Origin of the sequence: Corallococcus sp. AB032C, assembly GCF_003668935.1 — a bacterium.
Lineage (GTDB): Bacteria > Myxococcota > Myxococcia > Myxococcales > Myxococcaceae > Corallococcus > Corallococcus exiguus.
This window is the reverse complement of the sequence record NZ_RAWP01000112.1, coordinates 20,485-32,419: the sequence shown is the minus strand read 5'-3', so window position 1 is coordinate 32,419 and position 11,935 is coordinate 20,485. Positions and strand designations below refer to the sequence as shown.

General features: G+C 69.4%; 8 protein-coding genes and 1 pseudogene. 1 reads left to right on the top strand and 8 read right to left on the bottom strand.

The window, feature by feature from the left end:
* The 5 genes and pseudogenes from D7X99_RS34620 to D7X99_RS34600 all read right to left on the bottom strand — a co-directional run.
* Window positions 1-415 (bottom strand): annotated as a pseudogene (locus D7X99_RS34620) (flagellar motor protein); the annotation flags it as partial.
* Window positions 416-456: 41 nt separating this feature from the next.
* Window positions 457-2,361 carry a hypothetical protein gene (locus D7X99_RS34615; RefSeq protein WP_121781494.1) on the bottom strand — a complete coding sequence of 635 codons (1,905 nt, stop codon included), beginning with the start codon at window positions 2,359-2,361 and terminating at the stop codon, window positions 457-459.
* A gap of 206 nt (window positions 2,362-2,567) precedes the next feature.
* Window positions 2,568-3,521: a FecR domain-containing protein gene (locus D7X99_RS34610; protein WP_121781493.1), complete on the bottom strand. Its 954-nt coding sequence runs from the start codon at window positions 3,519-3,521 to the stop codon at window positions 2,568-2,570.
* Window positions 3,522-3,553: 32 nt separating this feature from the next.
* Complete coding sequence (locus D7X99_RS34605; protein WP_121781492.1) at window positions 3,554-5,392, bottom strand: sensor histidine kinase; 1,839 nt, start codon at window positions 5,390-5,392, stop codon at window positions 3,554-3,556.
* The gene (locus tag D7X99_RS34600) at window positions 5,389-8,727 is read right to left on the bottom strand and encodes a response regulator (protein WP_121781491.1); all 3,339 of its coding nucleotides are present in this window, start codon (window positions 8,725-8,727) and stop codon (window positions 5,389-5,391) included. The genes D7X99_RS34605 and D7X99_RS34600 overlap by 4 nt, the downstream gene beginning before the upstream one ends.
* 196 nt (window positions 8,728-8,923) lie before the next feature.
* On the opposite strand from D7X99_RS34600, the gene lexA reads away from it, so the two are divergent.
* Complete coding sequence (gene lexA / locus D7X99_RS34595) at window positions 8,924-9,592, top strand: transcriptional repressor LexA (protein ID WP_120578257.1); 669 nt, start codon at window positions 8,924-8,926, stop codon at window positions 9,590-9,592.
* Between the two features lie 50 nt (window positions 9,593-9,642).
* Here the strand turns inward: lexA and D7X99_RS34590 are convergent, their stop codons facing one another.
* The 3 genes from D7X99_RS34590 to D7X99_RS34580 are packed head-to-tail and all read right to left on the bottom strand — an operon-like array spanning window position 9,643 to window position 11,869.
* Window positions 9,643-9,933, bottom strand: a complete 291-nt coding sequence (locus D7X99_RS34590; protein ID WP_121781490.1) for a hypothetical protein — start codon at window positions 9,931-9,933, stop codon at window positions 9,643-9,645.
* A 29-nt stretch (window positions 9,934-9,962) separates the two neighbouring features.
* Entirely contained in the window at window positions 9,963-10,529 is a 567-nt protein-coding gene (locus D7X99_RS34585; protein WP_121781489.1) for a DUF1629 domain-containing protein, read from the bottom strand.
* A gap of 14 nt (window positions 10,530-10,543) precedes the next feature.
* Window positions 10,544-11,869, bottom strand: coding sequence for an AHH domain-containing protein (locus D7X99_RS34580; RefSeq protein WP_121781488.1), 1,326 nt, complete (start codon window positions 11,867-11,869; stop codon window positions 10,544-10,546).
* Window positions 11,870-11,935 lie beyond the last annotated feature (66 nt).

Genomic DNA, 11,935 nt, shown 5'->3' with positions numbered 1-11,935 from the left:
GACAGGGCGTGGGTGGCGGGCGCACGGCGAAGTCCTGGAGGGCGGCGGCGCCCCAGGGCACCTCCACGGTCGCGACGCGGGGGACCACCTGGCTGGACGTCGGCAGGCTGCGCGGATCCACCTTCAGCGCATGGCGGCCGGGGCGCAGGTGCGGGCCGCCGATGAGGTCCGGCACGCGCGAGTCCACGCCGGTGAGGTGGTAGCGGCCGAAGGCATCCGTGCGCACCTCGCGGCCGGTGGCCAGCACCAGGCGCACGTCCGCGAGCCCGGGCTCGTCGGGTCCACAGAGCCCGTCTCCGTCCACGTCCAAGCAGACGCGCCCGGCGATGGTCGAAGCCTGCGTCGGCAGGTCCGACGACAGCGACTGCGCGGACGCCACGGACGACAGCAGGAGCAGCGCGAGCAGGAAGCCCACGGTGGCGCCCGGGACCCTGGCCCTCCGCGACGCCCCAGCCCTCAAGGCCGCACCTCTTCCACGGCCGTCACGCCGGTGCGCACGTCCGCCACGGACACGCTCACGGGGCCCTTCGCGCCATGCACGGTGAAGCGCGTGAGCCCATCCTGCACGGACACCTCACCCCGCTCGCCTTCGGACAGCGCGACGTGCACCGGGCGGTCGCGCAGCACCTGCCCGCTTGGGTCCTCCACCCAGCACGTCACCCGGGGGCCCTCCACGCGCACCCGCACGTTGACCGGCAGCGGCGGCGCCAGCTTCACCCGCTGCACGACAGGCGCGGGAACCAGCGGCTCGGACTCCGGGAACACCGGTCCCTGGGGGGCAAGCACATGCACCGTGACGTCGAGCCCCGGCCACACGGCGTGCGACACGCGCACCCTGCCGGTCATCAGCCCGCCCACGAACGCCGTCCCGTCATCCCCTGTCACCTGCGACGCGCCGTTCACGAACAGCCGCTGACGGGGCACCGGCCAGCCCGCCAGGTCCACCACACCCGCGACGAGCCTCTTGTCCTGCCGCCACACCGCGAGCCGCGCGGGCTCCGTCCCGAGCGGACCGTACGCGAGCACCGTCACGTCCGCGTTCAGCTGATACCCGTTCTCCGGAACGGTCCACGGGACCGTGAACGTGCCTGGAGGGGACTCCACCGCCGGCCCCGCGGTCCACTCGGCCGGGGTCAGCGCCACCTTCGCCTCCGGCCGGGGCTGCCCTGCCGCGTCCCGCGCCGCCACCACCACCCGCGCCACCGACCCCACGTGCACCACCGGCTCGGACAGCGACACCGTCACGTCGCGCACGGCGCCCTGCACCAGCTGCATCGGCAGCGACTCGCGCGACCCCGGGCCCCGCTGCGGCCACGCCGCCTCGATGCGCTCATCCGCCGCGAGCGTGCGCGGCGCCGTGTAGCGCCACTCCAGCATGCCGTTCGCGTCGCGCACGGGCCCATCCAGCCGGCCGTGCTTCGCCTTCACCGTGACGCGCGCATCCGCGACGGGCTGCCCCTTCGGGTCACTCGTCGCGCACAGCAGCCGGGCCTGGGACACGCCATCCGCGGGCAGCCGCTGCGGGTTGAGCACGCACGCCAGGCCATCCGTGGGCGGCAACTGGAGGTCGATGGCGATGCGCTCCACGTGGCCGGATTCGTCCTTCACCTCGCCCCGGGCGAGCGAGTAGCCGGGAGGCACCACCAGCGGCAGCACGAAGCGCCCTTGTGCATCCACCGGCACGGGCCCGAAGCGTTTGCCCGCCACCTCCAACGACACCTGGCCTCCGGGTTCGCTCTTGCCGGGCAGATTCACCGACGACGCCAGCGGCACCAGTAGCCGCCCGTACGCCCCATGCACCGACTGTGGATGCGGCCACGCGGACAGCGCCACCAGGATGGCCGCCTCGGGCAGGCGCGTCGGAGGCAGCACGTAGCGAGCGGTGTACGTGCCCGGCCCGGTGTGCTGGAGCCCCTCCAACTGCCCGGTGCTCGCGCGCAGTACCGGCGGCGCGCCGCTGTCATCCGGCGTCCCGTCCGGCCGCAGGCGCTTCACGGTGAGCGTCGCCTCCGTGTCGCGCCCCTTCACGGGGAGCGCGGGTTCCAGCGACAACGCCATGTGGCTCGCGGGTGGCCCCACGTCATAGCGGGCCTGGGCCTCCTCGCCGTCCCCCTTCACGCGCACCACCACCGCGCGCGCCTGGGCCTTCGGCACCACGACCCAGGTGCGCAGCGGTGGCGCGTCCGGTCCGGGCTTGAGCTCCGCGCCCTCCGCCGTCACAGACGACGGGGTGAACGCCACCAGATGGCCCCCTGCGTCCCGGCGCACCACCGCGACCGTGAAGCCCTCTGGAGGCACGGGCACGTCCGGACCGAGCAGCTCCAGCGAAGCCGCCCAGACCGGGGCACAAAACAAGACCATCGCGGAGAGCAGGAGACGTTCCAGGGCTTCCCGACTCTACAAGGCCCTCCGCCGGGACTGCACCACTTTGCTGCCGCTGGCTGCGGAGAGGAGCCCGCTTTCGGCCCGGGGACGATTCCTCCACGCCGGCTCACCCACGAGGTGGGTCTTGCCTCACAGGATCTGGAGCTCCTCCCGGCGGATCAGGGCGGGGAGCGCCCATCGGTTCACCAGGGATTCTCGGTCTCGATGATCGGCCGCGTGTCCAGAACCAGTTCGCGCGACTCCTCCTTGGGAGCGCCGCCCACCCCCACGGCGGTCACCTGAACGGCGTTGGAGCCTTCCTTGAGGTCAAGGTCGAGCGTGAACCCTCCGTCCGCGTCGGTGGGCACGATGACGCCGCCCATCATCACCCGGGCACCCGGATCCGCATGGCCGGTGACAGTGAGCTTCGCTTCACGGAGCTTCTTGCCCTTGGGCCACTCCATCTTCATGAACACGGAGCTGGGGATGGGATCCGGTGCGGTAGGGGCCTGACCGGGGCGGACGATGGACCGCTGGCCGGCGCGGACGATGACGTACTTGCCCTCCTTGCCGGTCAGCTTCACGTCGCCCTCCCGCGTGCCCACGCTCACGGTGCCCTTGCCGTTGTTGCTCATGGTGAAGGTACCCTGCGAGGTGCTGGCCTCAGCGTCGCCGTTCTTCGCCTTCAGGACGAAGGTGTGGCGGACGTTGGGGCGGCCCCGCACGGTGGCGGTGGCAAGGCCGCTGCTCAGCATCACCTTCGACAGCTCGTTCGAAATCTCCTCCACGGAGATCTCCGTCTCGGCCTCCATGCGCAGCTCCACGGACTCGCCGTTGAGCAGCACCGCCCAGGATCCGCGACCGGTGCGCACCACGTCCGTGGGCCGCAGCGCCATGTCCTTGCTGGCGGGCTCCCACGTCCCGGCCTCGCCGTGCTTCACGTCCACGGTTCCTTCGAAGGAGCTCAGCACCAGCTCCACGGCCTTCTTCGCCTCCGCATCCGCATCCGTGACGACGCGGCGGGGCGGCTCGGGCGGCGGCAGCGGCGCGGGAGGCTCCCGCAGGAAGACGAACCAGCCCACCGGCAGCGCGGCCAGGATGAGCACGAGCCCGATGAGGAACGGAGCCTGTCGCCTGTGGGACGGGGAAGCAGCCATGCGAAGGTCCTAGCTACCACACGCGGCGGGCCTCATGCCCGGGGCAGCACCACCGTGAACCGGGCCCCCTGCCCTTCTTCCGAGCGGACCTCCAGCGTCCCCCCGGCCTCCGTGACGATGCGCCACGCGACGCTCAGTCCCAGGCCCACATTGGACCAGATGTCCTTGGTGGTGAAGAAGGGCTCGAAGATGCGCGGCCGGATGGTCTCCGCGATGCCCCTGCCGGTGTCCTCCACCTCCAGGATGCACATCCCGTCGCGCTCACCGGTGCGCAGGGTGAGTCGCTTCACCGGCGTCTTCAGCATCGCGGTGCGCGCGTTGGACAAGAGCGCGAGCACGACCTGCGACAGGTGCCCGGGGTCCGCCTTCACGCGAGGCACCGCCACGCTCAGCTGCGTCACCAGCTCGATGCCCTCCCCCCGCGTCTGGTTCTCCGTGAGGCTCAGCGCGTCGCGAACCACCGCGTTCAGGTCGATGGGCCGCAGGTCCGGGCGCTCGCGCTGCTGGGAGAAGCGCAGCAGGTTCTGGGTGATGTCCTTGCAGCGCTTGGCGCTCTGCTCGATTTTGCGCAGCGTTTCGAAGTCCACGTCATCCGCCCCGCGGTCCAGGAGCAGCAGCTGCACGTTGCCCAGGATGCCGGCCAGCGGGTTGTTGATTTCGTGCGCCACGCCCGCGCCCAGCTGGCCCACCGCCGCCAGCTTCTGCGCCTCCACCAGTTGCAGCTGCGCCGCGCGCAGGTCCGCCGTGGCCTCCTCCACCCGGACACGCAAGTCGTCGTTCCAGCTCATCAGCCGCGAGCGAGACGCCTCCAACTCCTCGCCCATGCGGTTGAAGGTGGACGCCAGCTCGCTCAACTCGTCCTGGCCCTCCACGCGCAGGCGGCGCTCCAGCTCTCCGCGGCCAAAGGCCTCCGCGCCCTGCACCACGTCCGCGAGCCGCCGGTCCAGCCGCCGGGTGAAGAGCGCGCCCAGCGCCAGGAGCACCATCAGCGCGCCCGCAACGGACGCGAGCACCGTGGTGCGCAGCTCCCGCACGGGCGTCAGCGCCAGGGCCTCGTCCTCCGTCACGACGACGCCCATCTCCAGCGTGTTCACCCACGCCACGCTCACCCGGCGCGCGGGGTCCTTCAGCTGGAAGCTGCGTCCGCCTTCCGCGCCCAGGGCGGACTCCAGCGCGGTGCGAAGCTCCGGCTCCAGCGCCGCCATGCGCCGCGCGGCCTGGGAACTGGCCACGACGCGCCCTTCGGCGTCGACCACGTCCAGCCGCTGTCCGTCATTCGCGCGCCGCGCGAGCAGCGCCTCCAGCTGCGTGAAGACGAGCTCCGCGATGGCGTAGGGCGCGTCCTCCGAGGCCCCCAGCTTCACCGCCACCGCCACGGCGGCCACGCCCGAGCCCGGGTGCACATACGCGCTGCCCAGCGCCGCCTGGCCCTTGCCCCCGTCCCGGAAGTTCTCCACCGGCACCGCGTGCGCCAGCTTACGGACGTTCGCGGCGTCGAAGGCGGGATGGCGCTCCAACGGCTCCGCGCTCCGGAACACGGCGGGCCCCAGGGGCTGCCCGTTCGAGTCCGCCTGGATGACCGCGCTCACCGAGCTGGACTGGCCATACAGGAGCATCAGCATGCCGCGCACCTCTTCGGGCGTGGCGTGCTCCCAGGGCAACAGCTCCGCGGAGCGGGCGAGGCCGTTGACGACCTCCATCAGGCTCGCCTCCACGGCCTCGGCGGTGGCGGTGGCGAGCGCGCGCTGCTGCTCATCGATGCGCTGGGCCAGCGCGTTCTCCGAGCGCGACAGCAGCAGGAAGCCGACGATGGCCAGGGGCAGCACCGTCGCGGCGAGCATGAAGAGGACGAGCTGCTGGTAGAGCCTCATCCGGTGACGGACCGGACCACGCGCTCTAAGTCGCTGCGCAGGAAGACGGAGCCGGGAATCGCCTTGGCCCGCTTCTTCATGTCCGCGGCCCGGCGCGCCAGCTCCGCGTGGTCATGCGCCACGCCGTCCGTCATCACCGCCACCACGGACACGCTCATGATGGGGAACTCGCGCTTCTCCCCGAAGCGGTCCTCCGCCTCGATGTGGCCGCGCTCCCGGTCCTGACGATCGTAGTAGAGCGGGATGATGCGGTCGAACTGCTCGATGGCCCGCTGGCACACCCGGTCCACGGAGTCCACGGAGGTGATGAAGACGAAGTCGTCGCCGGCCACGTGGCCCAGGAAGTCCCCCGGGGCACCCTCCTGCTGGAAGACCTCCCGCATCAGGTCGCCCGTCTGGCGCACCACGCCGTCCGCCTTCGCGAAGCCGTAGTAGTCGTTGTAGGCCTTGAGGTTGTCCAGGTCCAGGTAGCAGAACGCGAACGGCTGACGCGCGGCCAGCCGGCGCTGCACCTCCCGCTCGATGGCGGTGGAGCCCGGCAGCTGCGTGGTGGGCGACGAGGACAGCTCCTGCTCCTTGCGCCGCAGCATGCTCTCCACGCGCGCGCCCAGCTCCAGCGCGTCGAAGGGCTTGGTGATGTAGTCGTCCCCGCCCAGCTTCAGCGCGCGGACCTTGGACGACGTCTCCGTGCGAGCGGAGATGAAGATGACGGAGATGTGGCCACTGGCGCGCTCGGCCTTGATCTCCTCCAGGAACGCGAACCCGTCGCCGTCCGGCAGCGTGACGTCCAGCAGCACCGCGTCCGGCCTGCGCTCGCGCAGGGAACGCCGGCCCTCCTCCACGGTGTGCGCGACGCCGACCTCGAAGCCCAGCCCCTCCAGGACCTCGCGGCAGATGGAGGCGATCTTCGCGTCGTCATCCACCACCAGCACGCGACCGTGCTGTGCCCCGGCGCGGCCCCGCGCCAGCGAGTCCACCGTGGCCAACAGCTTGTCGCCAGCCAGGGGGCGCACGAGGAACGCGTCCGCGCCGGCCCGGAAGGCGCGCTGGCGCTCGTCGAACGCGGAGGTGAGCAAGAGCGGCGCGCGGCGCGTCTCCGGATCATTCCGGAGGATCTCCGCCAGGCGCAGGCCGTCCACGTCCGGCAGCCGCACCGACACCAGCACCACGTCCGGGTGGAGGTTGCGAGCGGCGGAGAGTCCTTCTTCCGCGGAGCCCGCCAGGCGCACGCGGTAGCCCCGGGCGCCGAGCAGCGCCTTCATGATGTGGCCCACCTCGGGCTCACCCTCGATGATGAGCACCTTGCCGCGAGAGTCCGCGCGGATGGGCTGCGGCGACGGCAAGAGCGTGTCCACGGTCGCCTGCGACAGCACGTCCTGGGGCGGCTCCGTGGGGAGCACGGCGATGAAGCGCACGCCGTTGTGGGACGGCTCGGACCAGATGCGGCCGCCGTGGGCCTCCACGATGTTGCGGCAGATGGGCAGGCCCAGTCCGGTGCCGCGCACGGTGCGGTTCGCCTGGGTGCGAGCCTGCTCGAAGCGGTCGAAGATGCGCTCCAGGCTCTCTTCCGGAATGGGGTCGCCGCTGTTCCAGCAGGAGAGCACCACGTAGCCGGGCAGGCTGGACGTGGCGCGCAGCTCCACGCGCACCTCGCCGCCTTCCGGCGTGAACTTCACCGCGTTGTTGAGCAGGTTGTTGAGCACCTGGTTCACGCGGTTGGGGTCCACCATGGCGCGCAGCGGGTGCTGGGGCAGCAGGGGCACCACGCGGATGCGCTTCTCCGCGAAGGCGGGCCCGTACTTCTCCACCACGCGCTGGACGAGTTCCTCCAGGTAGATGCGCTCGAAGCTCATCTTCAGCCGGCCCTGCGCGTACTTCGACAGGTCCAGCAGGTCATCCACGATGCTGTTGAGCTTCTCCGCGGAGTCCTTGGCCAGCGACAGGTAGCGGTGCTGCCGCTCGTTGATGTCCCCCGCCATCCGGTTGAGCACCAGGTCCAGCGCGCCGGTGATGGAGGTGAGCGGCGTGCGCAGCTCGTGGCTCACCATGGAGACGAAGGTGTCCTTGCGCTCCTCCAGCCGCTTCTGGTCGGTGATGTCACGCAGCACCACGCACACGCCGCGCAGGGTGCCGCGCGCGTCGTTGACGGGCGTCACGGTGGTCTGCACGGTGCGCTCGAAGAGATTCACGTCCTCGCGCAGCACCTGATGGCCGCTGTACTCCAGGTTGCGGACCAGCTGGAACGGCTGGAAGCCCAGGCGCTCCTCCAACAGCCGGTTGGAGGGCCCCTGCCCCTCGTCTCCCGCGTGCAGGATGCGGCGGGCGGCGGGGTTCATCACCACGATGTCGTTCTTCTCGTCGGTGAGCACCACGCCGTCCGCCATGGACGCGACCATGCGCTCCATGCGGTGGCGGGCCTCTTCCTCCGCGGAGCGCAGCGACTGGATGGCGTCCGCCGTCTGGTTGGCGAGCACGTCCAGCAAGAGCCCGTCGTCCTCCGTGAACGCGTCCGCGCGGTGGGAGAACAGCGACAGCATGCCCACGGGCTTCCCCGCGGCGGTGAGGTTCACCGTGAGCTGGTTGGGGTAGACGACGGGGGACGCGGAGTCCTTCGTGGTGGTGCCGGTGACGCGGGTGATGACCCGGTCCTCCGGCAGCGTCAGGCCGCTGCTCTTGCGGTACGCGCCGAGCATGGACTCCTTGACGCCCAGCAGCGCCTCTTCACCCACGTTGCCCACGCAGCGCAGGCGCAGCGTGGCGCCCCGCTGCCCGTCCGGCGCGATGAGAGCCGCGCCGCAGTCATACGGCAGCACGCGGGCCACGGCGGTGAGCACGCGGTCGATGATGGCGTCGTAGCTGGCCGGGTCGTTCGCGCTGGCGCGGCTGACCTCATAGAGGACGAAGAGGGCCTCCACCCGCTGGTGCAGCTGGCGGATGAGCTTCTCCTTGTCCTTCTTGAGCTGGGCGAACTCCACCGCGTTCTTCACGGTGATGAGCAGGTCGTTCACGTCCCAGGGCTTGGTGACGTAGCGGTACACCTGGCCCTGGTTGATGGCCGCGATGATGTCCTGCGGATCCGTGTAGGCGGTGAGCAGCAACGTGGTGACGTCGATGCCCTCCGCCCTGGCGGCGTTGACCAGGTCGATGCCGGTCATCTCCGGCATGCGCTGGTCCGTGACGAGCACGTCCACGGACTCAGTACGCAGGATTTCCAGGGCTGCCTTGCCGTGGGGAGCGGTGAGGACGCGGTAACGTCGCTGGAACATCCGGCTGAGGATGTCCAGGACGTCGGCCTCGTCATCGACGAAGAGCAGCGTGTGGCGGAGGTCGGACACGGCGGCGCCAAGTGTACGCCGAGATCAACGCACCTCCTCAAGCCGCGAGAAGGTCGGGCGGGGGGCAGCACGGCGGGTATGGGTGGGGGTACTGAACAGATTGACTCTACACGTATGTTCAGGGAGCATGGGGCACTGAAATTCTGTTGCCCATCACCGCCAGAGCAGGCGGGCGACCGAGCGAAGGAGTGCGGCCATGGAAGAGCTCACGGAGCGCCAGCGCGAAATCCTGACCTTCATCGTGAAGGAGTCGGAGGTCCGAGGCTTCCCCCCGACCATCCGGGAGATTGGGGAGCACATGGACATCCGGTCGACCAACGGGGTGAACGACCACCTGAAGGCCCTGGAGCGCAAGGGCTACCTGACCCGGGGCGAGCAGCAGAGCCGCTCGCTGGTGCCCACCAAGCGGGCGAGGCTGCTCCTGGGCCTCGGGATGAAGAGCCGGGAGTCCGGCATGATCGAGATTCCCCTCCTGGGCAAGGTGGCGGCGGGTGCGCCGGCGCTGGCGCAGGAGCACATGGAGGACTCGGTCAAGATCGACAGCTTCCTCCTGGGCGGGGTGAACGGCCGGGAGGTGTTCGCGCTGAGGGTCAAGGGCCAGTCGATGATCGACGACGGCATCCACGACGGGGACTACCTCTTCGTGAAGAAGACGCCGTCGGCGCAGCCGGGTGAAATCGTGGTGGCGCTCATCGAGGACGAGGCCACGGTGAAGCGCTACTACCCGGAGCAGGACCGCATCCGCTTCCAGCCGGCGAACGCGACGATGCAGCCCATCTACGTGAACCGCACGGACTTCCGCTCCACGATGATTTTGGGGCAGGTGGTGGGCGTGTACCGGAAGCTGCAGGGCGGCCGGACCTAAAGCCGTTCGTGGCACTTCCGCCCGGGCAACGTGAGCCCGGGCGGGAGGCTTCAGCGGACGGGGCAGGCGCCGCAGTCGATGCGACCAGGCGGTGTGCCGTTGACCGGCGCTCTCAAGCAGTCGTCGCAGCAGCTGACGCGAATACTTCGGCAGGCGTTCGCCATCGTGAGCAGCGTCAGCCCAACGCTGTTTCCCAGGACGAACAGCGGCGGACTGATGTTCTTGGGAAAGAACAGGCCCGAGTTCGCGACATCCATGCGGATCAGCAGACCGTCCTTGATGATGACCCGCTGACCATTGCGCCAGACGGGAAAGCCTTCGGCGATGTGCACGCGTTCCATCCCCGGCGCGCTCCGTCACGGCGTGACATTCAGACTTCGGTGAACAGTATTCCCGTGGCGCGAATGCGTTCCAGGGCGAGCTTGATGTCCTCGGAGACGATGAGGGCGATTTTCCAGCCCTCGGTCCGAAACACCTTCGTGGTGCCGACCTTCTTCACGTCGATATGAAGATCATCCACGGCGTAGTACGTCCCAACCTTCTCTGGCAGTCCGTCCTCAGCGGTCCAGAACTGGACGGCCGAAGCCTGCTCATCAATGCAGAGGACGCACTTCGTGGCCACGAGGATGACGTACTGGTCTGGCATGCCCTTGATGCGGATGGGAATGAACTGGACGTCCTCGGAGGCGAGCTCCGCGAAGACGGATGCCACCTTCACATGGACAACGGGCGCCAGTCCGACTCCCGCGGTCGAGAAGTCCAGCGCACGCCCCTGCTGATCAATGGGCACGGTCAACCTGCCGGAGACGGACACCGGTCGACCTGCACGGAACTGCCAGGGGTCCTCGACCTCCTGGCCCTGCTCATCGACAGGGTCTCCTAGGTACCAGGTTCCGGCCTGAACGTCTTCAGACAGCTCGAAGTAGCGAAGTGTCATGGGACTCCAGGCTTTCAGCCGCCGCCTCGGGTGATGAGCAGGTTGAGCTCTGTTCCAGGCGTTTTGACTTCCTTGGCCAGGATTTCAAGCGCTCGGACCAGTGCCGCACGGCAGTCTTTGACCGTCCGGCAATTCGCGGTGGCGCTGTTGAGTCGCGCCATCACTCGCTGATGGTAGCGCTGAGGATGAGGCCCGCGATGTCCCGGGACTTCGACGATGTTCTCCGGGTCCTTCAGCTCCATCCCTGCCTTCTTGAAGATGCGCTGGAAGCGGGGCGTCCACGGTCCGCCGCGATGCGTGGAAACGTTGTTCCTGAGGGTCGCGAGGTGGTGCTTCTGACTTCCATCGCGTGACGACATGGCGACCGCGTTGGGCGCCAGCGCGATGGTGAAGCCATCCGCGGTCATGGCCACGGACCGCACGCCACCCATGCCCGCGTACACGTAGCCCGCCTGGGCCTCCACCGCGAGAGCAGCTTGCGCCGAGCCCGGGAGCATCGGAGTTTTCGCCGCGAGTCCCACCGTGTTGCCCACCGCCGCCGTGGCCAGCATCACGAAGACTCGCGCTGCGTTCTTCCCCAGCACCTTCCCGTAGCCCTCCCCTGCTTCGCGCAAGTCGTCGAACGTCAGTGCGCGGTCCGCCTGCTTCACCAGCGTCAACCACCCGTTCAGCAGGCCCCACACCGTATCCACACCCAGATACGCGATGGCTGTCGCGGTCATCAGCGCCGCGAGACCCTTGGAAACGGGCTCGGGCAATGACCACAACAGCAGATACACGGTGACAGACGCCGTCACGGTGGCCAGCACTGCTTGCGGATTCACCACACCCCGCAGTGCCTCCGCTGTCTCCTCCCATACCGAGTCCATCGCCAACGCCAGGGCCAACGCATACCGCCCATCGCTTCCGAGCAGCGGCCCCTCCTCCAACAACGACAGGCAGTCCCGCCCTTGCTTCTTGCGCTCGCACCAACGGCCGTAGGCACGCGTCAGCTCCGCCGACGCATCGTCCAGCAGGTGCAGCTCCCGCGCTTCCGCTTCCCCCAGGGGACGGATCCGATGCGTGCGGGCTTCGTACCCGAACACGCCGCTGCGTTCAGGCATGCCGAACAACGCCCGCGCATTCCGCAGCGGATGCGCGAACGGACGGACCTCCCGCGCGAGCTCCGAGACAGCCCTCTTGAACTCGACCTTCGTCAGCTCCGCGTCCTCCAGCGGAGCCTCCTCCTCCACCCGGGGTGTCACGACGACCGGGTCCGCACTCCCCGTGTCCAGGCGCACGACCCGGACGGACGCGCAGCCCGTCAGGAGGAGAAGAAAGCAGAGCCATCCACGAAGCATCCGCGCACCTACGAGCACTTCATCACCACAAGTGGATACGGTCGGCCTGCCCTCGTCAGCACCAGT

Excerpts from the sequence above, each read along its gene's own strand:
- D7X99_RS34615 (WP_121781494.1), bottom strand. The coding sequence starts at position 2,361 with ATGGTCTTGTTTTGTGCCCCGGTCTGGGCGGCTTCGCTGGAGCTGCTC.
- D7X99_RS34610 (WP_121781493.1), bottom strand. The coding sequence starts at position 3,521 with ATGGCTGCTTCCCCGTCCCACAGGCGACAGGCTCCGTTCCTCATCGGG.
- D7X99_RS34605 (WP_121781492.1), bottom strand. The coding sequence starts at position 5,392 with ATGAGGCTCTACCAGCAGCTCGTCCTCTTCATGCTCGCCGCGACGGTG.
- lexA (WP_120578257.1), top strand. The coding sequence starts at position 8,924 with ATGGAAGAGCTCACGGAGCGCCAGCGCGAAATCCTGACCTTCATCGTG.
- D7X99_RS34590 (WP_121781490.1), bottom strand. The coding sequence starts at position 9,933 with ATGGAACGCGTGCACATCGCCGAAGGCTTTCCCGTCTGGCGCAATGGT.
- D7X99_RS34585 (WP_121781489.1), bottom strand. The coding sequence starts at position 10,529 with ATGACACTTCGCTACTTCGAGCTGTCTGAAGACGTTCAGGCCGGAACC.
- D7X99_RS34580 (WP_121781488.1), bottom strand. The coding sequence starts at position 11,869 with ATGCTTCGTGGATGGCTCTGCTTTCTTCTCCTCCTGACGGGCTGCGCG.